Raw genomic sequence first — 26,798 nt, 5'->3', positions numbered from 1 at the left:
TTTCTGCAAAATTAATAAAGAATTATGCGCAAAAAAAACTTCTTTGCAACTATAAGATATCTATTTTTTTAATGCGTCAAGTTTTGGCGCTGATGTATCCTATATTTATGAAACAAAATTAAAAAATATGATTTATACAGAAGATTTTTTTACAGCCGGAAGTACTTATCAAAATGATGATTTAGTACAGTTAGTTGATAGCTACACCCACGAAAATGTAAATTTTAAAAAGATTACCCATTGGATTAATAATTATTTAATGGACGATTCTAAAGTGGATGGGATTATTTATCGAAAAAGAAATGGTGAATATTATGTGGATACCAGTATTCTGTCAGGTTCAGAAATATCGGCAAAAAGATTTGGTGTAAAAGCTGATTATATTACTGATGATTCCGATGCTTTACAGAAAGCTGTAAATTTTGGGGTTAGAGTAGGGTGGAATATTACGTTGCCGGCGGGCAAAATAAAAGTTTCAAAAACAATAGCTATTGATTTTACAACTAATAATAATGATGGAAACAGCAATGGTAAAGATCGGAAATTTGAATTAATAGGACGAGGAATAAATTTGACTCAGATTTATGATGAAGGCGATGATGGACATGTTGTTTTTGATGTAAAAGGCAGTTCTCCTGATCGTGTTAATGGATTTAATGCCAAACATTTTTCAATAAAAAGGGCTGATACAACTAATGCAACAGGTGGAACTGCTATAAAAATTGAAAAGTTAATTTTATTAAATATTGAGGAAATACATATTTTTAGATTTACAAGAGGGTTTACATTAATTGACTGTTGTGTATCTTATTTTAAAAATTTAAAAATAGATTATTGTAAAGAAGCATTTAAAGCCGATATTGGTAATGACCCTATTCCGACCAACAATGTCACAAACCCTAATCTATTAAATTTTGTGAACTGTGTATTTAATTCTAATGAAACTTTAGGAGTTCACTTAGAAGGCGCGCATAATGTAAAATTTGACACTTGTGATTTTGAAGGTAATTTTGGAGATGTTCTAGTCTGCTCATATATCGGTAAAAATGGCAAAAATTCTTTAAACTTAATTAACTGCTATTTTGAGGGTACAGTAAATGGAGTTGACTTGTTTTACGTTCCTTATACCGGAGGTACAATAAATTTGATAGGCAACAGTTTTAGCAGAGTGTATCAAGGTGCTACACATAATATTGTCATAGATTTCAGATATTATAATCAAGAGCTACAATATACCAATCACGAGCATTATTTAAATATGATGGGAAATGCTTTCAGGGATGATTTTCAATTCACAGAATGGAACACATACCCACCCATATCATTATGGGGAAATAATGAACATCTTCATATTAAGGATTTTAATTACTATGATCATGGAAATAATCTGACTCAAAATTAGATTTTTACAAAAAAGGAAACTTATCAACTGATAAGTTTCCTTTTTTTGTTAGATAAGTAAATGTAAGTGGCATACCCCAAATTTCTTATCTTCACAGAAAATTTGTAATAATGAAGCATAATTTCTCTTTGTTCTTTATTCTTTTTTCTTTGATTTCCTTTGCCCAGGTTGAAGAAAAAAAACTGGATGAATTAATCCAGAATACATTAAAGACCTTCGATGTTCCGGGAATGTCAGTAGGTATTGTAAAAGATGGAAAAGTAACCTATTCAAAGGGTTTCGGACTACGTTCTCTTACCACAAAACAACCCATGGATGATAATACTCTGGTGGGTATAGCTTCCAACTCCAAAGGGTTTACCTGCGTAGCATTGGCTATTTTGGCAGATGAAGGAAAGCTGAACTGGGATGATAAAGTTTCTCAATATATCCCTGAATTCCAAATGTACGATCCATACGTTTCTCAAAATATAACCATAAAGGATCTGATTACTCACAGAGCCGGGCTAGGGCTGGGACAGGGAGATCTGATGTTCTTTCCGGAAGGAGGAAACCTGACGGTTAACGATATTGTTCACAATGTAAGGTATCTGAAGCCTGAAAACGCTTTCAGAACGAAATTAGATTACAATAATATCATGTTCATTGTAGCTGGAGAAGTTATCCACAGAATTTCCGGATTAAGCTGGGCCGAATTTATTGAGCAGAGAATTATGAAGCCGGTAGGGATGACATCGAGTTTTGGAAGCTATAACAGAGCGAAAGCTAGCTCCAATAAAATTGATGCACATGCTCCTGTAGATGGGAAAGCAATTGCTGTTCCCCACGATTGGAATGAAACCGGTAATGCGGCAGGCGGAATCATGAGTAATATCAAAGATATGACCACGTGGGCAGAATGTCTATTGAATAATTTTACAACGAAAGAGGGTAAAAAATTAGTATCTGATAAGAATGTTCAGCAGCTTTGGAGTTTACAGATTCCAGATAGAGTGGCCGCAAAAAATCCATATGATACCAGTTTTTACGGATATGGGTTAGGATGGTTTTTAAGTGATGTTAAAGGTCATAAGCAGGTTCAGCATACCGGTGGACTTATAGGTACGGTGACACAATTTACCCTGATTCCTGATTTGAAACTTGGAATTGTGGTATTAACCAACCAGCAATCCGGAGCTGCTTTCAATACAATTACCAATACGGTGAAAGATTCCTATCTGGGAGTAGCAGACAGAAACTGGCTGAAAACTTATGGTGAGAGAATGTCTAAAATAAATGCAGAATATGATAAGCAAAAGAAAGAAGCTTATGTAAAATCTGAGACTTTTAAAAAAGATAAAGGACTTCAGCCAAAAGCAGAACAGTTTACCGGAACTTATCATGACATCTGGTTTGGAGATGTAGAGATTGCCCAACAAGGAAATACCTACAGAATATTGTGTAAAAATTCTCCAAGATTGAAAGGTGAGCTGCTTCCCTATTCCAACAATTCTTTCATTGTAAAATGGGATGACAGAAGCTATGATGCAGATGCTTTTATTGTTTTCAGCTATGATGAGAATGGAAAAGCACAATCCGCGAAACTGAAAGCCATTTCCGATGTTACAGATTTCAGTTTTGATTTTGATGATCTTGATCTGAAAAGGAAATAAACAGTCTTTTCAATTTAAAATAAAAAACCCATATTTATTTATATCTTTATTGTAAATAAATATGGGTTTACTCTTTTGTAAATGAAGGTGTTAAATGTTTTTAGGGTAAATGGATATTATAGCTGATATTGCCATGAAAAATAGAACTTTTATTCTCCTGTTTTTTACATTTCTTTTAGTTTCCTTCGGTTGGATAAATACTGTATCAGCACAAGATAAGATTCTTGTTCTAAAAGCGACCCATGAGAATGCTGTGATTTATGATGGTGAAAATGTAAAGCTAAACTGGAAACTGAATCCGAAAGTACGTCCGGATATTTATTATGTAAATCTACCATATAAAAAAAGTAAGGTAAAGTTGGTTACCGACCAGGGGGCAATAAGTTTCAAGACCCAATATGGAAAAAGTCATGATCTGATTGTTTTACTCAACGGTAAAGACAGTTGCTTTGTTCGTATTCTGGCTAAAGAAGATCCTTCCTTTATTGTATTGACACAAAATAAAAATAAGCCTTATCCTTTGGAAATTCCGTTTACAATGACCGGGTCCCGGATTTACTTTAAAGGGCTTTTGAATCAGAAAGAAGAAGTGAATATACAATTTGATCTTGGGGCGGGTACTTCCTGTGTCAGCAAGCAGTCCTCCGAAAAATTAAAACTGTTGTTTTCAGGAAAATTAATGGTCAGCAATACACAAGGGATCAATGAAGCACGTACAAGTTCTGAAAATAGAATACAGATAGGTGATGCTGTCTGGAACGCTGTCCCTTTAACAGAAGTAGGTAATATGAAACCCGATGAAGATCTTATTATGGGGAACAGTTTTTTTAGGGATAAAATTATAGAGATCAATTATGACAGAAAGGTCTTTTTAATTTATAATGAGCTGCCGAAAAATGCAAAGGATTTTACAAAGCAGGCTGTATTTTATGAACAGCACCGTCCAAAATTTAAAGCAGAAATAACCCAGAATAATAGAAAATATTCTTTCTGGTTTCTTTTCGATACCGGACGTGAAGGGACCATGCTTATTGGAGATGATTTTACAAGAGAGGGGGAAAACTGGGGAAAACTGAAAGAGCTGCAGATGCTGAATGAAAGAAAACTTATCCGATTGGATGCTTTTATAGGAGGGAGAGCGTTTAAGGATATTGTCACCAATGCAGCGGACCCTTTAAAACCAACTGGAAGACCCACTTTATTTGGAAATCAGATTCTCAGTCAGTTTAATGTGATATTGGATAATAAGGAAGGAATACTTTATTTACAACCCAATGGGCAAAGTCATGAACCTTATTCAGATTATAACAGATACCTGAAAGAAGTAGGTCATAAATAATAATAAATGTAGATTTATTGGAGTACATTTATGTCCTGCTCAGCTCTTGAAAGCTCTGAATTAAGGTGCTGTTTTGCAAAAAAGTTTTTTAAGGCAAGCAATCGTTTTTTATGATCGTAATGAATGCTTGAATTCAGTTTTTGCTGACAAAGTGAACAGGCTCTGGCAAGGTGATAATCTGTTTCAGGGAGTGAATTGCTTCCGTTCATTACACAGTTGGCATTCAGGCAATGGCTGATGCCGAACATATGTCCAATCTCGTGTGAACCCACTTTTATTAATCTTAAAAGGCTCTCATTGAAATTGGAGTCTGTTACCTGACCACCTGAAAATCTGTAGATAGATGTTACTCCCACACCATCTTCATAAGAAGCCTGCCCGAAAACATAATTCCAGTCCATTCTTGGGAAAAGATCTTTCTCTGTAATCCCCATGAGTACTACAGCATCTTTAGGTTTTCTTTTGATCAGAATACTGTCCAGAATATAGCCGGCCAGAATCTGCTCCTGGCCTTCTTTTGAGATTCTTTTGACTTTTTCAGGAAAAATAGTATTTGGTAAGGCTGGTAATATTTTTGTTTCCAGCTGGAAATATATTCTGAGATATTCTTTTGTGAGTTCGATTTCCTTTTTCTGAAGTTCACTAAATTCTCCAATAGGCTGAAGATAAATAGTATTTTTTCCTGGTTTCGGTTTTATTTTTTTTGATTTTTGAAAATCTTCGAATTGCTGGAATTTTTCCTGATGATTATATCTCCAGCTTCCTGATTGGGGCTCAGAAAGTTTTATATCATTGGTAGCAATAGCTTCAAAATACGTTTTCTCCCTTTTTTGGCAAGAAAAAAAGAAGGTACATAATACTGAATAAAGAATTATTGAAAAGAAGCTATATTTTTCCCGGTTCATAAAAGAAAAGAAGTTTCTTTTTGGCTCCGTCAAATTCAGACCATGAAGTACAGTCTACTTCAAACCCTGCGACACCACAGGTCGGAAAATGAAAAATATCTTCAGAAATAGAATTGGCGAAATTTGAAATTCCGTTATTGTGGGAGAAAAAGGCAACTGAGGAAAGGTTGTCGTCCAGATCATAAATTACAGACTCAAAATTTCTTTCTGAAGGATTATAGAGTTTTTCATCAGTAGAAAAATTAAGCTGATATGTTTGGTTAAAAATTTTGCAGGTATTCAACGCACGGACTGCCGGGCTTGAAATAAAATGATCAATAGAGATCTGATGATTTTTCAGGAACCTGGACATGTTCATAGCGTCTTCTAAACCTTTGTCTGCTAAAGGTCTGTCAAAATCCTCCGTTTCTTCCGGCCAGTCGCTTTTTGCATGTCGTACGAGGATGAGTTTCTTCATATATTTGTTTTTTGGAGGATTAAAATTATAAAAAAAATAATGGAATAAAACATGATTTATATAAAAAAACTGCGTTATGAATAAAATCATTAAATTTTACTAAATTTGCAAAATTATGGGACAAATCCTTGCGATAGACTATGGAAAGGCGCGTTGTGGCATTGCTGCAACAGATGATATGCAGATTATAGCCAGTGGACTGGATACTGTAGAGACCCGTTTTCTCATGGAATTTTTGAAAAAATATTTCAGCGAAAATAAGGTGGATGAAGTAGTAGTTGGGCTTCCCATAGATTTGAAAGGGAATAATTCAGAAGTGGAAACGGATATTTTAAAATTCATTGAAGAATTTAAGAAAGAATTTTCGGATATTGCAGTCCACCGTTTTGATGAAAGATTTACTTCCAAAATGGCCTCATTTTTTATTTCCCAAAGTGGGAAAAGCAAAAAAAAGAGACAGGAAAAAGGATTAATAGATAAAGTAAGTGCAACAATCATATTGCAGAATTTTTTAGAACAAAGATTAAGATGATTTTACCGATAAGAGCTTTTGGGGATCCTGTTTTGAGAAAAGTAGGAAAAGATATAGATAAAGATTATCCCGAATTACAGGAATTACTGGATAATATGTTCGAAACGATGTACAGTGCAAATGGCATTGGTCTTGCTGCACCTCAAATCGGATTGGATATCCGTCTGTTTATAATAGATGTGACGCCCCTTGCGGATGATGAGGATTATGAAGATATTAAAGATGAGTTGGCAGAGTTCAAGAAAGTGTTCATCAACGCCAGAATTCTTGAAGAATCAGGGGAAGAATGGAAATTTAATGAGGGTTGTCTGTCTATTCCGGATGTAAGAGAAGATGTGAAAAGAAAAGGAACCATCGTCATTGAATATTATGACGAAAATTTTGTAAAACATACAGAAACTTTTTCCGATATTAGAGCCCGCGTAATTCAACATGAATACGATCATATTGAAGGGGTTTTATTTACCGATCATCTGAGTGCACTGAAGAAGAAGCTCGTAAAGGGAAAACTGACAAAGATCTCTCAAGGTGAGGTAAGCATTGGTTACAAAATGAGATTTCCAAAATAATTTAAACAAGGATTAAAACGAATAATAAAAGGCAAAAAGCTGAAAGCTGATTGCAGAATTTACAAAAAATAAAATTATGCTGTTAGAAAAAATAATTTCAATTTCTGGAAAACCAGGACTTTTCAAATTAGTTTCTCAATTAAGAAACGGATTCATTATTGAAGATGTTACAAACAAGAAAAAAGTAAGCATTGGTAACTCTAGCCAGGTAAGCTTATTGGATAATATTGCAATGTTTACATTTGATAAAGAAGTTCCTTTGTTCGAGGTTTTTGAAAATGTTGCTAAAAACAATGATTATAAAGAAACTATTTCTCACAAATCTTCTGATGCTGAATTGAAGGAATTTATGTTGTCTTCTCTTCCTAATTATGATACAGAAAGAGTATACGCATCTGACATCAAGAAATTGGCTCAGTGGTACAATATTCTTCACAAAGCAGGGTATATCACTCCTGAAAGCTTTGTAAAAGCAGAGCCTGAAACTTTGGAAGGTGAGCCTGCAGAAGAAGTGAGCATTGAAAAGGAAACTAAAAAAGCTGCTCCTAAAGCAGAAAAACCTGCTGCTCCAAAAGTGAAAGCTACTTCAGCTGCAAAATCAGCTCCGAAAAGTACACACACTAAAAAAGGATAATCCAATCACCGGATTTTACAATACAACCTTGTTGAGAATTTTCTTGACAAGGTTTTTTCTTTTGTGGAGGAAAATCAAGATGCCAGACTTCAGATATTGTATGTTTTGGATACAACTTTAAGCCAGGAGAGAATTCTGCTTAGCAAGTGAATAGTTGCTATCTCTAAAAATTAACAAGTGTAGCGGATTGACCATTCACAATTCCTCTGCTTCATACTTTCAACCCTTAACTTTCAACTCCAAGGCTTGCACTAAAGTCAAAATAACCCTTACATTTGTATAAGTTTGAATTTCCCATTACTTATGAATACAAAACAGGAAAAGCTGGAAGCTTTCGGAAGACTACTGGATATTATGGATGATCTGCGTGAAAAGTGCCCGTGGGATCAAAAGCAGACCTTACAGTCGCTTCGTCATCTGACTCTTGAAGAGACTTACGAACTTTCAGATGCAATACTTCAGGAAGATTTACAGGAAATAAAGAAAGAATTGGGAGATGTATTGCTTCATCTTGTTTTCTATTCTAAAATAGGATCTGAGAAGGGAAGTTTTGATGTCGCAGATGTGATCAATTCTCTTAATGAAAAATTGATTTTCCGTCATCCTCATATTTACGGGGATACTGAAGTAAAAGATGAAGAAGAGGTAAAACAGAACTGGGAGAAATTAAAATTAAAGGAGGGTAATACATCTATCCTTGGAGGAGTTCCGAAAAGTCTTCCAAGTATGGTAAAAGCCTACAGAATCCAGGATAAGGTAAAAGGGATTGGTTTTGAATTTCATGATGCGGAAGATGCTTGGGCAAAGGTGGATGAAGAAATTCAGGAGTTTCATGAGGAAACGGATCCTGATAAAAAAGAACAGGAGCTGGGAGATGTGTTTTTCTCATTGATCAACTATGCAAGGATTTCAGGTATTAATCCTGATTCTGCATTGGAAAGAACAAATCTGAAATTTATTTCAAGATTTCAAAAGATGGAAGTACTGGCTAATGAGCAGGATTTAAAACTTGCCGATATGTCTCTTGAAGAAATGGATGTTCTTTGGGAAAAAGCAAAGCTTCTTTCATAAAGTCATATTTGGAACAATTAATGCTTCTTATTTTTATTACAATTTTAAAAAAATACAACATGTTGAGATTTCTTATTTTACCTATTTCACTTTTACTGAGCTGCAATCCTAAGGCGCAGAATCAACCCACTAATGATGATAAATTGAAAGTACAGTATACCTTACCTAAAAAGTTAAAGGAAGTTTCCGGGATTACATTGTCTCAGGATAAAAAAACTGCCTGGGTCATAGAAGACAGCGGAAATAAAAATGCTGTATACGGACTTAATGATAAAGGAGAGTTGATGGCCCGTATTCCGGTTGAAAATGCTGAAAATACAGATTGGGAAGATATTATCTCAGATGCACAGGGAAATATTTATATCGGAGATTTCGGTAACAATGATAATAGCAGGCAGGATCTTGCTATTTTGAAAACCGATCTGAAAGATATCACTCAGACAACAACCAAAGTGATTCAGACGACAAAATTTCATTATGAGGGACAGACAGAATTTCCTCCCAAAAAATCAAACCTATTATATGACTGCGAGGCTTTTGTAGAAATGGATGGTAATTTCTATCTTTTTACTAAAAATAGAAGCAAGGGTTTTGATGGAACTTTCCTTGTTTTTAAAGTTCCTAATAAAGAAGGGGACTTTGAAGCGAAATTAATCGGAAGATTAAAACTTGATGGAGGTTATAATGATGCTGCTATTACTTCTGCAACAATTAACAGTACCAAAGATAAAATTGTACTGCTGACTCATAAAAATATTCATGTTCTTACCGGGTTTACAGCAGAGGATTTCAGTCCTGCCAAAGTTCAGAAAATACCATTAGATCACAATTCGCAGAAAGAAGCCATTGTTTTCCTTAATGACAAAACACTAATAATTGCTGATGAAAGGGCTAAGACCGAAGGAGGAAATGTATACCAGCTTGCTTTTTAAATGCATCAATATTTTATAAATAGAAAACCACAGAAAATATCTGTGGTTTTTTTGTTGATTTATTTAAGGTTTCTTTTTTAGAATTCTTGTAGGTTTTTGAATTTCATTATACAAAGCTTCCAATTCTTTAGGCGGATGACCTGAGTCAAAAGTTGCAGAGGTATATGTTGTCCCGCCCGAAGTAATAATAATGGTAGCAGCCAAAGCGCTATCAGAATATCTTCCTGTTGTGGGGGATTGGAGTTTGGATATAGCAGATAAATCAAGTGCTTCTGCCTGTTTGGAAATGCTTTCCCATTCAGAAGGAGAGATAGAAGAATTGGTTGGGTCTGCATTATTGGAGGTGTAGGCTTTAGAGGTAGCTGTGAAAGTCACACTATTATTAACTCCTCTTGTTTGTTCGATTAATTGCACTTTTTCAATTTTCCCTTGTTTTGTATTTATGGTTAAATTTTTTCCGTTGTTTTCACTTTTATTTTGATTAATACAACTTATAATTGAAAATATTAATATAAAATTAATTAATATAAAATGCTTTTTCATTGAATTATTTTTATGTAATTAGTGTTTTTACTGACTATTGTTGCTTGATTTTTTATTTTTGTTTATATATTTGCTAAAATATAAAAAAGAACATGAGAAAAACTACTATTTCGAATTTTTTTTTGATACCCCTATTATTTTCCGGAGCTGTATTTACCAATGCTCAAAATAAAGAAGGTTCAAAATTTTCAAAACGATCTGCAGAGGTGAACAGGGATCCTCGGGGAATTGAAAGATGTGGAACTGTTGCGTATGAAGAAGGTCTGAGGAAGCAGTTTCCTGAAAGGTTCACAACGGAACAATTTGAAGAATGGCTGGCTCCTCTGATAGAAAAGAATAAATTGAATAGATCCCAGAACGGAAATGTCATTACCATCCCGGTAGTGGTGCATGTTATTCACAACGGTCAGGATATAGGAACTGCTCCCAATATTACAGATAGCCAGGTTCTGTCGCAGATTACAGTAATGAATAACGACTTTAGACGAATGACGGGAACTCCGGGATTTAATGCCAGCCTTGTAGGAGCAGATACTGAAATACAATTTGTACTTGCAAAGGTGGACCCTAACGGAAATCCTACGAATGGTATTGATAGAGTAAATCTTTGCCGGGAATTCTGGGCAAACGGATCCCCTGCAGATGGTTATGAAAACTTTATTAATAGTACCGTAAAGCCCAGAACAATCTGGGATCCTACAAAATATATGAATATGTGGAGTGTGAATTTTGCAGACAGCGGCTTGCTGGGGTTTGCTCAATTTCCATCTAATTCCGGACTTCAGGGACTTCAGGCTAATGGTGGACTAGCCAATACAGATGGTGTTGTTGCGGGGTTCTCTACTTTTGGAAGTATGGATTATAATGATGGAACATTTCTTATGCAGGCAGGTTATGATAGAGGAAGGACAATGACTCATGAGGTAGGACACTTTGTAGGATTAAGACATATCTGGGGAGATGCTAACTGTGGAAATGACTATTGCGCAGATACTCCAACAGCACATACCGCAAATTATACATGTAATGCTACAATAGCTAGCTGTGATAATACATCAGTCTATGAAATGGTTCAGAATTATATGGATTATACAAATGATACCTGTATGAACATTTATACGAATGATCAGAAAACAAGAATCAGAACAGTAATGGACAACTCTCCAAGAAGGGTAGAGCTGAAGACGTCTAATGCAGATCAGCCTATTCCTTTATTTGCTAATGATGCTGAGATTAAATTTGATGGAGGCTGTTCAATTGGTGTGGTTAATTGTGGGGACGGAGTAGTGCGTCTTGTTCTTAATAACAGAGGTACAAGTAATTTGACATCAGCTGTTATCTCCTATTCATTTAATGGTGGTACTGCCCAAAATTATAACTGGACAGGTAATTTAGCTCAGGATAAATCAAGCGTTATCAATATTCCTGTTGATGGAGCTGTGCCTTCTTCTCCTGTTTCATTAGCTATCACCTCAGTCAACGGAACAACGGATGAAAGAAGTACAAATAATACTTCCAACGGTAATTATGTGAAACCTATAGCACCTGAATATTTTGGTACTACTACATTTACTTTTAAATTACTGAGAGACCGATATGGAAATGAGACAAGATGGAACCTGAGAAACAGTGCCGGCCAGATTGTTAAGTCCGGAAACTACTCTAACACACAACCGGGGCAGCCAAGTCCAACACTCCTTACACAAACATGGACTCTTCCTCAAGATTGTTATGCATTTACTATTTCTGATGATTTTGGGGATGGCTTAACAAATGGTTATGTAGATTTATCTACAGGTTCAGGACAGGTAGTATTCCATAAAGATGGTGAGTTTGTTTATGAAACTAAAACATTCACAACAAGAGAGACATTGGGAACTAAGGAAACGGATACGAAAAATAATTTTGGAATATATCCTAATCCGGTTAATGATATACTTAATATCTCATCTGTTTCTGGAGAAGCACAATTTGAAATTCATAATGCTGTAGGACAGCTTGTAAAGAAAGGTAAAATTGAGAATAGTCAGATACGTGTAGCTGACTTAGTGAAAGGTACTTATGTTATTACAATACAGGATCGTAAAATTTCTGAAAGTATTAAATTCATCAAGAAATAATACAAACATATTTATAAATAAAAAAACTCAGGGCAACCTGAGTTTTTTTATTTCGTTATTTATTCATTTAAAATTTCATTCCAATACCTGCTGAAATCCTTCCGCCATCTGAACCGTAAAAATAATTTAACCTTGCAGAGATCATTTCGGCAAGGCTTAGCCAAACGCCTGCCCCTGCAGATTGGTGCCATTTTCTTGAATATTCACCATCATTCCATACACGTCCGATATCGTAGCCTACCAAAATTCCCAGATTAGCAGGGATAATATTATTTCTGATTCTTCCAAAATCCCATCGGATCTCTGAATTATTGATAAAGTATGATCTACCGGAGAATCTTTCATTTCTGAATGCTCTCATTCCATTGTTTCCACCAATAGTTGCAGCCTGATAAAACTCAAAACTATCATTATTAATCCACATGGCATGACTGGAATTGGCAAAAACAAAATTTCCTTTTTTATCAATTCTGTGGTCAATGGCCAGCTTACCTTTCAGGGTGAGGAAATTTCGGTTAAAATTTGATAAGATTGCTTTCCAGTCGGCATTAAGCATGAATTCCATTCCAAGGGTAGGGAAGGCTATATTATCTGAATTTTTATAGCTGAATGTATAATTGGCCCCTACAAACTGCTGGCTACTGAAGACTTCAGGTCTTACATCGGGAGATTGGTTGATGAATCTTCCTTCCTTTACCTGTACTTTATTGTCTTCAAAGGTAAGCTGAATCTGATGATTAAGATTCATCCAGCTTTTCTTGGAGATTGAAGGAGCTACATTGAATTTGGAAATTCTGGCTCTATTGTATTCTCTTTCTGTATTTTCTTTGTCATATGGGCTTTCATTGGATAAGCCAAAGAAGTTCTGAGAAAACCTTGGTGTGGTATAGGCAGCATCTATATTGAAATCCCATCCTGAAATTGCCTGTTTGAAAATCCCTTTATAGGTAAGGCTAAACCCAGCCGTAGCAGTATAGAAGTTGGCTTTTAAACTGTGTTTTTGGGTGTAGGGATCGCGAATAAAGTTATTCACGGTATAATTAGCTAAAACACCAACAATTACCCCGTCATCAGGGTTATAGTCAAAGTTAGGATACCCGGCAAATGAATTGTATTTCGGGTGTTTATAATTGTAGCTGTTGAGGTCATAATCATCAGAAATATTCTTGGTGGCATTGCCGGCATTGTAAGTATTCTTCTGTGATTTAAAATCATAGATTTTCACTTTTCTTCCGTCTGCCACATTATATACATCGTGGTTATATCCACCAATCAATCTGATATTCATCTTAGGATTTCCGGTTCCTGTTACTTCATAAATGTCGTCATCTTCCAGCCCATAAATCCATAGTTCTTTTGTTTTTGAATCATCATACGTTTTTTCAAAAACCAATTCATTTTTATCTTTGTTTTTACCTAATTTATACTGTTGTACAAGTACAGACTTCCCATTCTTTGTAATGACGAATTTATCAGGATTTATGGTTCCTGCCAGTGGAACTTTTTTCTGAAGTACATCATAATAGTCAAAGGCGTAATTCTGTAATTTGGTTTTTCTTATTTTCAGTTTTTTCTGAATATCGGCAATGGTTTCGTCCTGTACTTCTTTGGGAAGATTTTTGAACGCTTCATCAATATCGGAATCGGTAAGATGTTCCTGGATGTATTTTGCCTGTGCTACCCATTCTTCCTGTGTAGATCCTTTTAGAAATACCAAATCCATTGGATAAGGCTCCATACTTAGCCATTTTACACTACTGATATCATCTGTGAATGTTTTCATATGGCGGATGGCCGGAACATTCATAATAAGTTTGAATGCAGCTCCATCATATTTACTGAAAGCCTGATCCCTGTCTTTAGGGATTGGTTTATAAATCACTTTATCACCTTTCTCATATTCAGCCCATTTCCATTGATCAGAATGGCGGTCCCAATCCCCGATTAGCATATCAAAGATCCGGGCTCTCATATAGGATTCTTTATCAACAGAATATTTATAGTTTTTGATAAGGTTTTTCAGTACATCATCAGTTGATACAATATCTTTTGCGTTATCCAGTGAGGCTAAGGTTTTGGGATCTGAAGAAAAACGTTCCTCAATCATGTACATTTCATCTCCATAGTTTTGGTTGTATCTTCCTAAAGCCTGTTGCTTAGGAATATAATACAATTTTGGATTGCTGTGGAAAATCCCCAGTTTATCCGCCATATTTCCAACTGAAAAAGGAGTGAAAGGGTGATTGGTGGTATAAAAGTCTAGTAAAAACTTTTCAGGAAAAGTATCGGTAAGTTCCTCACCAAATGTACTTTTGGTAAAAGCCATATTGTTGAGAAAACGGATGGCGCTTTTTTTTACACCCCGCATTACAAATTCCTGTCCGTCTGAAGATTGTAATCTTAAACTGTTTGATTGATTTCCTCCTCCTTCTCTGAAAGGGATAAAACCACCATTAAGTTCCGAAAGATTGGCTGTAGGAGCTTCAACAGGGATTCCATAATATCTTCTGTAGTGATCTCCCCAAAGCCACCTGTAGAATTTTCTTTTTTGGGTAAGCTGGAGTGGATAGATAGTGGAAGATATTGTTGACGGAAAAGAATTTGGAAAGTTATTCACAAACACATCCGGTTTTGAAATGACCGAGATCTGAGTCAGCTTCTGAAGCTGTGTATCTTTTGTTGAAAAGAATTCAACATCGGTACTTTGGTCATTTCTGATATTTAAAACGGCAAAACCATTTCCTCCATAAGAAAAATCTGTTTTTTCAACAATGGTGGATGGATCAATTTTGGAACCCGCACCACTGATGATCTGTCTTAGATTTCCATCTTCATGATATTGAAGATTGTGATCATGTCCGGAAACAAAGATGATATTTTCTTTATCCTGAACAATACTTTTCAACCGGTTGGCAAGATCTGCATAATGCTGGTTATTGATATCCTGAAGGCTTGCTCCCGATGAACTTCTCAATATATTGATGGCGCTGGCCACAATGGGAACAGGGATTTTACTTTTAAGAGGGTAGAGATGAGATTTTGCAGAGCTGAATCCCGCATGAGTTCCGCTGCTGATAATGGGATGGTGCAGGGCCACAATAATTCTTTTGCCCTGATTTTTGATGACCAGGTCTTTAAACTCTGTGAAAAAATCTTCACGGGTTTTTATATTGCAGTTTTTATTAATTCCCGGGTAGTTATCCCAGTTGGCAATAACCCATTCCGTATCAATAGCAATTAATTTAATATCCTTGGATACGTTGATATCATCAATAGGGCAGCCACTTTTAGGTAAAAAGGGTTTTTTATCATTGAAATAACTCTTTACAAAAGCTTCCTGGGCTTTTAATCCATCCATACCGCTGTACCAGTCATGGTTTCCCGGAATCACCAATGTTTTTCCTTTGAAGTTTTTGGTGATAGAAAGCTGATTTTCGAGTTTTTGTTTGGCAAGATTATAGTCTTTATCAGTTTCTTTAGGCATTCCATTAGGGTAGATATTATCACCCAAAAAGATCAGCATAGAGTTGCTGTTTGCCGAATCCAGCTTGCCTTTCAGTAAGTTCAATGTTTTCTGTGCCTGAACTTCATCTGTGTTTCCGGCGTCACCAATCAGGAAAAGCTTAAAATCGTTTTCAGATTTTATATCAGAATCTTTTACTTCAAATAAGTTTTTGCCTTTTTGTACGTTATAGGTTGCACAGGAGTAAAGGGCTCCTGCGGATAATACTGTCCTTAGAACAATAGAAGTATTTTTTAGATGAGTTTTAAAGGATAAATTCATAAATTTACAATAACAAAAATTCAGGAATGAGCATTCTACACAAAGCTAAAAATTATGTTGAAATCTTATTCAAAGATAAGTTATCTTCGGTATATTTTTATCATAATTTTATTCATACTGCCTACACCGTAAACAAGGCAGAAGAAATCATGAAAAACACTCCTGTTTCCGAAGCGGATCAGGAGAAGGTACTTGTGGCACTTTGGTTCCATGATACCGGCTACATAGAATGTGCGATGAATCATGAAGAGAGGGGGGTAGAGATTATGAAGGATTTTTTACATCAGGAAAATTACCCTGAAGACTATATCGGAGATGTTGAAAAGCTGATCCTGGCAACAAAAATTACTTATGAACCTCAGAATCTACTTGAAAAAATAGTGAAGGATGCTGATTTCAGTCATTTTGCCGGTCATGATTACAATGATATTTCTGATGCCTTGAGAAAGGAATGGGAACTTACCAATGTAAAATGTTTTTCTAACGACGAATGGAACGCCGGAAATCTGGATATGCTGAAAAACAGACATACTTTTTATACAGATTATGCGAAAGAAAACTGGGAACCTTTAAAAAATAAGAATATCAAAAAGATTGAAAAAAAGCTGGAAAAAGAAGCTGAGAAGAAAGAAGATAAAAAAGATAATTCTGAAGGGAAAAAAGAGAAGGAAAAATCTGACAGAAGTGTAGATACGTTATTCAGGGTAACCCTTAATAATCATACGAGATTGAGTGATATTGCCGACAGTAAAGCAAATATTCTGCTGTCTGTAAATGCCGTGATTATTTCCGTATGTCTTTCCGTATTGGTTCCGAAACTGGACGCTCCTAAAAACTCACACCTGATTCTTCCGAGTTTTATATTGCTGTTGTCCAGTGTACTTACTATCGTCTTTGCGATATTATCTACTAAACCCAATGTTACTAAAACGACGTTTACTCCTCAGGATATTGCTAACAGAAAAGTAAACCTGCTGTTTTTTGGTAACTTCCATCAAATGTTGTTTGATGATTATCACAATGCTATGAAAGACCTGATCAAAGACAGAGATTACATTTATGATTCTATGGTTAAGGATCTTTATTATCTCGGTAAAGTGCTTGACAGGAAATACAAGCTGCTGTCTATAACGTATAAAGTCTTTATGGCGGGGATTATTATTTCTGTTCTGTCTTTTGGCGTTGCATTCTTTAGCATTTAACCCAAAAAATATATTATAATGGTCAGCCGGCGTTGAGTTGGCTGACTGTTTTATTTACAGTGAAGAGGGTTTCTACTTAATGAAGCTTTTATTGAAAACAGGAAGTATGAAAAAAGAAATATTGGCACTGATATTATTGTCTTTCCTCACCAGTTGTGTCACAACGAGAAAATCAGTAACATATCATATTTCAACTTTAGAAAATATAAGAACATTTCAACCAACAAAAGAAGAATCTCGGATAATTGATTCATTAAAATCGGAAGCTATAACGTCTTTAGAGAAATGTGTTAAAATTCATGGTGCTGCTTGTATTGATGACGTGGAATTAATGGGTCTGCATGAAGCTAATTTTAAAGGTGGAAATGCTAAATTTCGGGAGAGAATATTTCAAAACTTTAAAATTCCGAAAAACGCGAAAAAAGGAGAGAATAGGTTTCGTGTAACAATTGGTAAACAGGATACTATTGAAAATGTAGATATTCTAAGTTATACTGATGACGATACTAAAAAAGAGATTGAAAGGATTTTCAAATTAATAGAACTCAATGCTTGGGTGTCTGCAAAAGTACACAGGTTTCCAATAAAAGAGGAATTCGAAATGAGCATTTTTATTGATGATAAAAAGTAAACATATCATGAATAGTTTACTGTTATTTTTTATTTTAATGAAACTCTCAGTGCCAGCAACCCTGTGATCCCCTGAAGATCTTCAACTTTTAGAAATTCTACATTAGGTTGTAAAATTTCTTTGTTCTGAAGTTTTGAGATGTATTCCAGGTATTCCTTCTGGTTTTCCATCCCGAAATAAACAATCGTGATTTTTCCGGGAGCGGTAATTCTTTCCGAAGAGTCTTTCACATGGGCTTTATCGAGACGTTTTTTTATGATTTCATAATAAGAATTGTAAGCACCATCTACATCAAAGCGTTTTTCATCCATTCTGAATCGGATGTCTATTTTTTCATTGTATACAAAGATCAGTGAAGCTATATCCAACTGAATCGGAAGGTCCTGTTTAAAGGACTGAAACTCGATTTCCATTTTGCAGATGGTTTTTAGCTGCGAATATCTTAGCTTGTGAACTACTTTTGAAGTGTAATGAAGCTCCGGAGCTATGGTAGTACCAATGTACAGGTTGTGTTCCACCCCATCAGACTTAAATCTTTCATAATAATGTGGAAAGATCTGTTGAGCTTTCACCTGGCTTTCATCCAGCATATCTGCCAGCTTCCTGTTGACAAGGGTGATAGAGTCGTCCAGCTTTTTTCTGTGATTATAAAACAAGTCAGTTTGAACCCGTACCTGCAGGAAGTAATCTTTAATTTTAGCTTTTAATTCTCTGGATGATCTTACCTCCAGCTTCCCCTGTAAGAACGGATGGATTTCTTCTCTCAATAATCTTTGAAAACGCTGCTCGGTGTCAGCTTTGATCTCATTATTCAGTTCATTTTCAAAAACATCTAATGCCAGCATAAACTTTTCAGAATCAGAATTGGTTAACGTTAAAATATCGATTAACCATTCAATCTGCTGGTTGAGGTCCTGAAGCATCAGTTTAAAACGCTTTTCCGAAGAAGAACGGATGTCTGAAACTCCAAATAAAGGGGTTAGATTTTTAAATGATATTTCCTTTAAAGTATATATTTTTTTTCCAAGCGATGCTGTAAAATATTTTTCCGCTTCATTTCTGAACTTCCATACCACACTGTCATGAATAGAAGTATACTCACGTTGGATAATTGCTTCTATCTGGTAGTTTTTCTCAAAGTAAAATCTGCTTAAAGAGAAAAGGATCATATCAGAGAAAAACTCCATTTTTTTAAGTTTTAAGCCATTAAAACTTCCAGCCAGAGGAGATGTGAATTCCATGATCGCAAGGAGTTCATTATCTTTCATGATGGGAATGACCATAAAACTGTTGACATTATTGTCCTTTAATATACTGAAAGAAGGAAGCTGTCTGACATTTTCATCCAGATTATTGACATTGGAAACGACAATGGGTTTTGAATTGTGGTTTAAGTTATTGAACGTGTTTTTACGTGTTTCTTCATCAAATGTATTGATCCAGAAATCAAGGATATGATTGGTTAGAAGACTTTCGTAAATCGGGAGTTTATCAAGTTTCTGTTCTTTCTTATTGAAGGTCATCAATCCGAAATTAAGATCTGATACCTCAAAATAGGATTTGAAAATTTCAGTCAGGTTTTCATCCGGATTTAAATCTTCAGGATCAATCTCTATCATACTTGATTTCAGATCTGATAGGGCGACTTCGGAAGTGCAGTCTACCAGTGAAATAATTGTAAACCCCTTTAATATCCAAGATTGCGAAGGGAAATACTTTTTCCACAATTTAAAGTCATCAAGATTTTCCAACAGCATTTCCAAAATATCATCCGATGGTATTTTTGCCTCTTCTGTGGGATAAATTTCAGTAAAGTCTGAATTTACTGTTATTTTATAATGTTTCATGATTCCCTGTTTATTCGGGATGTCATAATAAAAAGGGATTGTACTTTTGATATCTTTCTTAAAGTAGCTCTGAAGAATCAGGCAGCAGCAGAAAACATAAAATTCATTGTCACTAATATTTCTGAGCTCTATCTCAAAGTCTTTTCCGGCGTCCTTAAGGATGTTTTTAAACCTTTCAGTATAATTAAAAGTAATATTAGAAAGGGGAATGCTTGCTGCTTTGATCTCATTATGGGTAAGGCCGGTAGGGAAGAGGTCAGCAAGGAGAAGCCTGATAAGGTCTTCATGTTTTTCCAATAGAGTGGTATCCTGAAAGCCTTCTTTAAGCTCAGTGAAATTTTTTGTCCTGTCGATAAGGGATTCAGCATAATTGACCCGGTACTCTAGACGGTCGTTATAACGGATATGCTCCAATACATCCAAATATTTTTTGAACGATATATAAACCTGAAAGGGAGAGTCTTTTTTGTAAAGATTAGCCAAGTGCTGAAATTTAAAGTAAAGTTATGAAAAAAGTTGTCTTCAATAGGTCTGAGACAACTTTTATTATTTTAAAAATACATTAATTGTTTGGTGTTCAGAGTTTCTGATTTTTATGATAAGTATTAGAATTTAACATTATATCCCAGTATAAACTGTGTTCCGAAGATGTTGAAATGTTGATCATCATAGTTGGATTACTGATATCTACCATTAGATGTTACCGTATTATAAACTTCATCATACGTTTTATCTGACAGTTTTTCAATTTCATATTTTTCACTGATTCCGACTATTGATTCCATTAAGTCACCTTCCATAGTGATTGTACCGGATTTTTTAGATAGGGTAAGAGATTTCCCATCGGAAATATCTTTTAGTCTGAGTTCATCTTTTGATTCGCTGAGTATTTCTAATTTTTTTTGAACATTCTCCACATAAGAATCGATAGAAAGTGTTGCACTTTTCCCATGGATGTGTAGATGAATCTGTCCCCAGGCTCTGGGATCTGCAGTTTCATCTTTTAATCTTAAAAATGAACCTGAATATTTCCCGTTCCAGATAGATCCTGTTTCCTGTACAGAAGCTTGACCTGGATCTTCTTCCGTTTTTGTTTTCTGTATTTGCTGCCCTGTGACAATCTTCTCATGCCTTGGACTGGAATTGGGTTCCGGAGTGTTTTTATTGCCATGGGTTTCCTTGCAAGAAATAATCTGGAGAGCACTAACGAGCAATAAAATTTGAGATACTTTCATATTATTATGAGCATTTTTTATGAAAGTTTAATTTATTTATTACATTTCACTAACGTTGTAGTATTTCCTTGGCTAAAAGGATTGTTAATAAATAGTTCTTCTTTTTCAAAACCTAACCAATGTATTGATATTTTATTTTAATCAATACCCTCAATCACTGCAATCACATCTCCTTTTGTAAGTGAAGTGATTTTTTTTACATCTACTCCTTCTCCAATAATATTTGTTCCTATATATTTTATTAATTTGTAATCTGGGGAAATTTCGACCATCATCTTTGAAACAAGTTTTGTATTATTAAACATGTTTAATTCTCCCTCGTTCTTATTATAAAATAAAATATTACTTACATGATCATCAGTATTGCACTTAGTTTTCCATATTCCTAAAACATTATTTTTATTATATGACTGTGCGTTCCCTTCCAATGAGAAGAGAAAAATAAATAACAATATAAAAGTGATATTGTTTACCTGCATTTTTTTATATCAAAATTACTTTGTCTGTAATTTTTAATTTTAAGGAGAACATCTTTTTAGAATGATTTCTTTGGTTTTGCTTTCCTGCTGGAAATTAGTTTCTTTACATTCTCTCTGCTTTGTTGTTTTGTTGTAAAATCCGTACCAGTAGAAAAGCATAGTATTTTCATCAATTATCTTCAGATATGCTATAGGTTCATTATTTACATATTCTTTCCAGTTGAGCCCTCTTCCAATGTTTCCGATATCTTCCGGAACTTCTTTTAGTGTATAGGCAATACCTTTTTCAAAATCATATTTCTTGAGTTCTTTCATATCGATATAAATTTGATTATACAAAACCGTCAGTGATGCCTCATTGCCATCGATAGATAAGCTTCCGGCTCCTTTTTTACAGTCTACCTGCCAGTTTCCATCAGGAGAGTATTCTTCTTCTTTTGGGGAGGTTTTATCTTCAACACTTTTTATATTTATTGGGCCTTTTGATTGTTGTAAAGTATCATTTTCCTGTATTGAATATGCTACTGAAGTATCAGATTTTGTTTTTTTAATTTGAACAACCTCTTGTTTTTTTTCTTTACAGGAAAGTAGTAATAAAAATCCAATTGTATATAGTATTTTACGTAAGTACATCGTTTAAGGAGAATATGTTTTTATCACTTTGCCATCATTAGAAACCTTAATTATTTTTAGAAAAACTACTTCAATTTTTGAAAAAATTCAGCAGTTACATCTTCAAATTTAATTTTTCCGAAGTTCTTTTCTGTCCATACCTTCATTGGAATACTTCTTTCATGATTACTCTTGTCGAAATAGCTTTCCCCGTATTTATGGAGGTAAATTTCATTTCCGATAACCTTAAAGGTGATATATGCGCTCACTAATACATTATAATCTGAGCAGTCCTGATGCTCGATCGTAAAGTAATTATTTTTCACCGCCACTGTACTGAAGCCCTCAGAAATACAAGTATTTCGTTTTTCAAAAACCAAATGGTCATTGCTTTTCCATAATGTATTCCCTTTGTAGATCTTTATAGGCAGATTAAAATGCAGCTGGTCATATGCATCTTTATCTGAATTGTTTTTTAAAACTTCAATTCTGTATTTTATCTGGTCGTTATTGAAGCTTGCATTAGCGTTAAAGACAGCCTGTTCTGTGGTTGAGCCTGCTATATTTACAAGAACACGAATTTCGTCCAAGCTTTTATACTGTGGCGTATAAATTTCTTTGATGACCATATCAGGCTGCGATGTACTTCCCTTAAAATAAATGAATGGTAATTCACGTTGATCCTTAGGCATTGTATAATCACCATCCCTTTCAAAATTGTTGTTTAATGAAACCAGGATTTTCTTGTCAGCATCTGTTACCAATTCTTTTATATCTCCAGGATATCCCCAAAATGTTTTTCCAGGATATCGGGTATCCTGTAGGGCTGGGTTAAAGTAGAGCAGGGGAATTTGTTTTCCATTTTGAATGTCATAGATGACGTAGTCAATTCCATCTTCATACCCAATAGCTCTGATGATTTCATATTGTTTATCATTATCAATATTTATCAACCATTTTTTGTTGATAGAACCCCATGGATAAGAGAATTGATACAAAAGTTTACCATTTTTAAACCAATACTCATAAGATGTTGTAGCATCAGCATCTGAGGTTGTTATAACTGTTTCCTGTTCATTGTCACCATCAATATCAATCTTTTCTTTACTTACTACTTTCTGATCTTTGGGAATAAGCTGTTCAATTTTAGGGTCTCTATCAGAGGGCTTATTACCGATTTTCTGTCCTGAAGTTTCCTTACAGGATAGAAAGAATATGTTAACAATGATAAGGTATTTTGAAATTTTCATAAATTATAATCCATTTTGTGAGTTACGATCAGGGTTTGTTTTAACAGATTTTCCAAGTTCCGGTATTTCAGTTAAAGGGTTGAATGAAGGTTTAGACATTTGTTCTGTACGAACTTCAAAATGCAAATGTGCCATTTTTGAAGCTTGTCCTGAGGCATTACCTGTTTGTCCGGTTTTCCCGATTTCCTTACCTGCCTTAAATTGCCCTGTTTTATATTCTGAAAGGTGACAATACATAAAGTAGTATTTTTTTCCATTGTAGGTTCCTTCTAAGAATGTTCTGTGGCCATATCCTCCCGGATCAGCCCTATAGGTTACTTCTCCATCAATACAGGCATATACCGGGGTTCCAACTGGTGCATACAGGTCTAAACCATCATGCTTGCCACCTGACCTTCCATGGAAATCACTTTTCCCTGGTGACCACTGGGTGTCTGAGTACCATCCTCTTAATTCCATATTATCAAGTGGGTTATGCCATGCAGAATCTGTCTCAGCTTCATTACCATTGCATTCGGATACTTTAAAAACTCGGACCATTTGTTGTAAATGTCCCCATCTAGCCTCTCTGGATGAAGTATTACTGTTGACGATATTTACTATGTTATCAAAGTTTTTTCTTGCGATTCCTTTTTCAGCTTCGCTTTGACAGCCATAATCTTTCCAATAAGCCATACTGGCTACGGTACCTTCGTTTAAATTATTAATATTATCAGCATCTATAGCTATACCAAAGGCAGGATAATCACTGGTTAATCGGGCATTTATTTTATCATACTTTTCTTTCCCTGTTATCTGGATGATTCCACGTCCTCTGTATTTCCATCCATCACCACTGGCTGCATTGCCGTTACCATTTCTGTTAGCATATGCATTATTCGCAATCGCTACCGGATTGGAAGGGTGCGTGGCTGTTCTTCCGTCTCTGTCAGAACGTTCTCTATTGTGGTGATAATAGCTAAATAAGACATCATATCTATTCTTTTTAGCATTCCATACTCCTTTATATAAAGCATCCGCTGAGTATCTAAGGTTCTCTCCATCACTAACATTCATTGATGTACCTATTTCTTCTCTTACCTGAGCAAAGAAATGTGCTTTTTGTTGACAGGTATTTAACCCTAGTTTGCTATTGGCTTTATTAAAGGCTTCTTGTAGTGTTTTCTTTTTATCCTCACTTGCGCCAGTAAATATCGCATTAAGTTCTTCCATTGTTAAAACTCCACAACGTGGACACTTTTTAGAAATTTCAAAATATGCTCCATCTTTATTCAGGAACTTCTTATCATGTTGTTTCTCACCCTGTGCTTTTGCGTGTAGATACAGGAATTCTGGCACCTTTTTCAGTAATTTAAAGGTGATAGTATCTCCGGCTTTGTAATCCTTTATGGTTAAAACTTTTTCTATTTCTTCTATACTGGAGGTTTTGCCCTCTTCTATTTTAGGGTTTTTGGCATTGCCTTTCTGGGCATTTGTGAGGATAATTTTTGCTGTGGAAGCCTTTTGTGTTTCATTAGTTATGTTGGTAGTACCTCCAAATGTATAGGTATAGGTTCCATCTTCTTTTCCTTTGCTGATCTTATCTTTCCACTGTTTCAGCTCTTCTTCGGATTTCGGACGGAGGTGAATAGGAATTTTTACGAGATTGTCTTTTACGGTTCCTGAGAATTCTGTTTTTTCGGTTCCCGGAACTTCTCCTCCGGCAGGCGTTTTCTGTTCCATTTGTTCTTCAGTAATTTCCAGAACAGGGAGAACAGCATCTGCTGAACCTTTGATAATTCCGTCTTTTTCTTTAATGGATATGGTGACCTGTTTTCCGTCCAGAAGCATAGTTCTGGCAACCAGGTACAGTTTATCATCCAATGGAGCACTGTCAACCTTTTTAAAATCGACCCCCAGCTTGAAGGTTTTAAAAGTTACAGTCTTTTGATTGGTTGTATCTTTTCCATAAGCTTCGGCGGTTAATGCAGCAGCAATCACTTCAAGAGTGGTATATTTCTTTGAGGATTTCAGGTTCTCTTTAATTTTATTAAGAATGGTTTGGGCCACTTTATTTTTTTCTTCTGCAGTAGCTGTTTTGTTGCCACTTTTGCTTCCTCCGAAAGTATAGGTATGAGTTCCGTCCTCTTCTCCTGTTTTTCTGGTATATTCTTTTTTTGCAAAATAGGCATCCAGAAGGTCTTCAACCCTTACCTGATTGATGACGGTAGGAGAGACTCCTCCTGATGATGGTGGTGTTACCGGTTGGGTGTTATTGATTTGCCCATGAGCTGTTTGTGGCTCAGGATGCTGTTGAGGTGACGGAGCAGGTTGTTGTTGTTGTTGTTGTTGTTGTTGTTGTTGTTGTTGTTGTTGTTGTTGTTGTTGACCCGATGCAGGGCGTAACTCTGGAGGGGTATTGATATTTACATTATCTGTTGCATGCTTTTTATGGGCGTAGTATTCTACGGTTACATAGAATTCAAGCTGCTGAGGGTTTGTTTCGCCTTGCATTGCTTTTCGCATAAGCGCTTTTGTCAGCATAAATTCTGCCCTGGCAGTTCCGTTTTTTACCTTTTCTTTTTTAGTGTCTATAGGGGTATTTTGAGCATTATGTCCTGAATCTCTGGAATCATCTTCCCAGAGAGTGAATTGCAGATACTGGGCTTCCAGATTCATACATTTGGCTTCGGCCACCAGTTTTTCTGTGAAGCTGAAAACTGTTCCCGGAGTATCGTCTATATATTTTAGTTCAACTTTATTGATCCGGGGAACATCGCTGGGCTGGGGCTGTATCTCAAGCGCCATAGGTGTTTTTCCTTCCGGATTATGAAGATAGGCTTCAATCCTGAAAGTATCTTTATAGGCTGTTGTATTAAAGGTAAAGCTACCTATTCCTTTTTTCTTAATGGTGGTGGGAACAAACTTACCGTTCACCTTTTTGAACAGATGCCAGGTAACGAGCGCCGGATTCCTTTTTTCTCTGGGAGTGGCAGGATACCATTCATCAATTTTGTAGGTAACCTGTTCGCCAACTTTCGGTTTTGTATTTCCCGATATTTTATAAATTCCTTGTTTTGACATGGCCGAAAAGTGTATGGTTAATAGGCATCTACTTCATTGGCATCCGTTTCCTTCTGGAATTCTTTGAAATCAACAAAAGGATTAATATGATGCTGTTCCTGAGGGTCTGCATTTTTAACATTCTGCTGAGTCATAGCAGCAGTCTGTCCATGTTCCATGATGGTAATCTTTCCACCTGTAGAGCACATAAGTTCTGAGATTTCTGTAACGCAGCTTTTACCCATTACCTTTACTTTTTCGTAAGTTTTTTGCCATTTTCCTGCAGGAGCATATGCGCAGGGAAGATATCCTCCGGGGGTCGGTTTCAGTTTACATTTTCCGAAACTTGGGCCTTGAGGATTAAACTGAAGATCATCCTCGGTAACGGCCAGATAATCTGCCTTACCTTCTTCATTATTCCAGTAATGTTTCTGGTGGGAAGTGACTTTAAATTGTGGAAAGAGATCACCCTGATTACACTGGGCTTTTCCTTTCTGTATGACAAAGTGTTTTCCGTCATGTGGTGATGCGGATTCGGACATATTTTGCGTTTTTGATGG

The 26,798-nt window shown here is 35.6% G+C and carries 22 protein-coding genes; 11 read left to right on the top strand and 11 right to left on the bottom strand.

Translation table 11 applies throughout. The features are described 5' to 3' along the window. Positions 1 to 127: 127 nt before the first annotated feature. The 3 genes from DRF57_RS09350 to DRF57_RS09340 all read left to right on the top strand — a co-directional run bounded on the left by DRF57_RS09350 (position 128) and on the right by DRF57_RS09340 (position 4,393). Positions 128 to 1,402 carry a hypothetical protein gene (locus DRF57_RS09350; protein WP_115918165.1) on the top strand — a complete coding sequence of 425 codons (1,275 nt, stop codon included), beginning with the start codon at positions 128 to 130 and terminating at the stop codon, positions 1,400 to 1,402. A 110-nt stretch (positions 1,403 to 1,512) separates the two neighbouring features. Beyond that, positions 1,513 to 3,054 carry a serine hydrolase gene (locus DRF57_RS09345; protein ID WP_115918163.1) on the top strand — a complete coding sequence of 514 codons (1,542 nt, stop codon included), beginning with the start codon at positions 1,513 to 1,515 and terminating at the stop codon, positions 3,052 to 3,054. Positions 3,055 to 3,163: 109 nt separating this feature from the next. Further along, positions 3,164 to 4,393 carry a retropepsin-like aspartic protease gene (locus tag DRF57_RS09340; protein WP_115918161.1) on the top strand — a complete coding sequence of 410 codons (1,230 nt, stop codon included), beginning with the start codon at positions 3,164 to 3,166 and terminating at the stop codon, positions 4,391 to 4,393. Between the two features lie 14 nt (positions 4,394 to 4,407). On the opposite strand, the gene DRF57_RS09335 is transcribed toward DRF57_RS09340, so the two are convergent. Then, positions 4,408 to 5,298 (bottom strand): archaemetzincin, encoded by an 891-nt coding sequence (locus tag DRF57_RS09335; protein WP_115918159.1) that lies wholly within the window; start codon positions 5,296 to 5,298, stop codon positions 4,408 to 4,410. Next, complete coding sequence (locus tag DRF57_RS09330) at positions 5,279 to 5,755, bottom strand: SixA phosphatase family protein (RefSeq protein ID WP_047493226.1); 477 nt, start codon at positions 5,753 to 5,755, stop codon at positions 5,279 to 5,281. The genes DRF57_RS09335 and DRF57_RS09330 overlap by 20 nt, the downstream gene beginning before the upstream one ends. Positions 5,756 to 5,870: 115 nt before the next feature. On the opposite strand from DRF57_RS09330, the gene ruvX reads away from it, so the two are divergent. The 5 genes from ruvX (at position 5,871) to DRF57_RS09305 (ending at position 9,493) form a co-directional block, all read left to right on the top strand. Continuing rightward, positions 5,871 to 6,287 (top strand): Holliday junction resolvase RuvX, encoded by a 417-nt coding sequence (gene ruvX, locus DRF57_RS09325; RefSeq protein WP_115918157.1) that lies wholly within the window; start codon positions 5,871 to 5,873, stop codon positions 6,285 to 6,287. Next, positions 6,284 to 6,856 carry a peptide deformylase gene (gene def / locus DRF57_RS09320; RefSeq protein WP_047493205.1) on the top strand — a complete coding sequence of 191 codons (573 nt, stop codon included), beginning with the start codon at positions 6,284 to 6,286 and terminating at the stop codon, positions 6,854 to 6,856. The genes ruvX and def overlap by 4 nt, the downstream gene beginning before the upstream one ends. Positions 6,857 to 6,932: 76 nt before the next feature. After that, complete coding sequence (locus DRF57_RS09315) at positions 6,933 to 7,490, top strand: DUF5606 family protein (RefSeq protein WP_084086817.1); 558 nt, start codon at positions 6,933 to 6,935, stop codon at positions 7,488 to 7,490. 303 nt (positions 7,491 to 7,793) lie between these two features. Further along, positions 7,794 to 8,561, top strand: a complete 768-nt coding sequence (gene mazG, locus DRF57_RS09310) for a nucleoside triphosphate pyrophosphohydrolase (protein ID WP_084086816.1) — start codon at positions 7,794 to 7,796, stop codon at positions 8,559 to 8,561. Between the two features lie 59 nt (positions 8,562 to 8,620). Beyond that, positions 8,621 to 9,493, top strand: a complete 873-nt coding sequence (locus tag DRF57_RS09305; RefSeq protein WP_047493229.1) for a hypothetical protein — start codon at positions 8,621 to 8,623, stop codon at positions 9,491 to 9,493. Between the two features lie 63 nt (positions 9,494 to 9,556). Here DRF57_RS09305 and DRF57_RS09300 read toward each other — a convergent pair whose 3' ends face one another. Beyond that, positions 9,557 to 10,036 (bottom strand): hypothetical protein, encoded by a 480-nt coding sequence (locus DRF57_RS09300; RefSeq protein WP_115918155.1) that lies wholly within the window; start codon positions 10,034 to 10,036, stop codon positions 9,557 to 9,559. Positions 10,037 to 10,128: 92 nt separating this feature from the next. Here DRF57_RS09300 and DRF57_RS09295 point away from each other — a divergent pair, with 92 nt between their 5' ends. Then, entirely contained in the window at positions 10,129 to 12,156 is a 2,028-nt protein-coding gene (locus DRF57_RS09295; protein WP_115918153.1) for a M43 family zinc metalloprotease, read from the top strand. A gap of 67 nt (positions 12,157 to 12,223) precedes the next feature. Here the strand turns inward: DRF57_RS09295 and DRF57_RS09290 are convergent, their stop codons facing one another. After that, positions 12,224 to 15,940, bottom strand: coding sequence for a metallophosphoesterase (locus DRF57_RS09290; RefSeq protein WP_115918151.1), 3,717 nt, complete (start codon positions 15,938 to 15,940; stop codon positions 12,224 to 12,226). Positions 15,941 to 15,966: 26 nt separating this feature from the next. On the opposite strand from DRF57_RS09290, the gene DRF57_RS09285 reads away from it, so the two are divergent. Together DRF57_RS09285 and DRF57_RS09280 are read left to right on the top strand one after the other, a co-directional pair. Next, a complete protein-coding gene (locus DRF57_RS09285; protein ID WP_047494313.1) occupies positions 15,967 to 17,142 on the top strand; it encodes a Pycsar system effector family protein in 1,176 nt (391 codons plus the stop codon). A 106-nt stretch (positions 17,143 to 17,248) separates the two neighbouring features. Then, positions 17,249 to 17,773, top strand: a complete 525-nt coding sequence (locus tag DRF57_RS09280) for a hypothetical protein (protein WP_123863307.1) — start codon at positions 17,249 to 17,251, stop codon at positions 17,771 to 17,773. 29 nt (positions 17,774 to 17,802) lie between these two features. Here the strand turns inward: DRF57_RS09280 and DRF57_RS09275 are convergent, their stop codons facing one another. From DRF57_RS09275 to DRF57_RS09245, 7 genes are all read right to left on the bottom strand, one after another. Then, the gene (locus tag DRF57_RS09275) at positions 17,803 to 20,103 is read right to left on the bottom strand and encodes a GAF domain-containing protein (RefSeq protein ID WP_115918147.1); all 2,301 of its coding nucleotides are present in this window, start codon (positions 20,101 to 20,103) and stop codon (positions 17,803 to 17,805) included. Between the two features lie 194 nt (positions 20,104 to 20,297). Next, a complete protein-coding gene (locus DRF57_RS09270; RefSeq protein WP_115918145.1) occupies positions 20,298 to 20,855 on the bottom strand; it encodes a hypothetical protein in 558 nt (185 codons plus the stop codon). A 137-nt stretch (positions 20,856 to 20,992) separates the two neighbouring features. Continuing rightward, positions 20,993 to 21,334: a hypothetical protein gene (locus DRF57_RS09265; RefSeq protein WP_115918143.1), complete on the bottom strand. Its 342-nt coding sequence runs from the start codon at positions 21,332 to 21,334 to the stop codon at positions 20,993 to 20,995. A gap of 39 nt (positions 21,335 to 21,373) precedes the next feature. Beyond that, positions 21,374 to 21,967: a hypothetical protein gene (locus DRF57_RS09260; RefSeq protein ID WP_115918141.1), complete on the bottom strand. Its 594-nt coding sequence runs from the start codon at positions 21,965 to 21,967 to the stop codon at positions 21,374 to 21,376. 65 nt (positions 21,968 to 22,032) lie between these two features. Further along, complete coding sequence (locus tag DRF57_RS09255) at positions 22,033 to 23,196, bottom strand: hypothetical protein (protein ID WP_115918139.1); 1,164 nt, start codon at positions 23,194 to 23,196, stop codon at positions 22,033 to 22,035. A gap of 3 nt (positions 23,197 to 23,199) precedes the next feature. Next, positions 23,200 to 26,259: a peptidoglycan DD-metalloendopeptidase family protein gene (locus DRF57_RS09250; protein WP_115918137.1), complete on the bottom strand. Its 3,060-nt coding sequence runs from the start codon at positions 26,257 to 26,259 to the stop codon at positions 23,200 to 23,202. A gap of 17 nt (positions 26,260 to 26,276) precedes the next feature. Further along, positions 26,277 to 26,780, bottom strand: coding sequence for a DUF4280 domain-containing protein (locus DRF57_RS09245; RefSeq protein WP_047494331.1), 504 nt, complete (start codon positions 26,778 to 26,780; stop codon positions 26,277 to 26,279). Positions 26,781 to 26,798: the final 18 nt, after the last annotated feature.

The organism is Chryseobacterium rhizosphaerae (assembly GCF_003385455.1).
In the GTDB taxonomy this organism is placed as follows: domain Bacteria; phylum Bacteroidota; class Bacteroidia; order Flavobacteriales; family Weeksellaceae; genus Chryseobacterium; species Chryseobacterium rhizosphaerae.
This window is presented reverse-complemented; position numbering and strand designations above follow the sequence as displayed.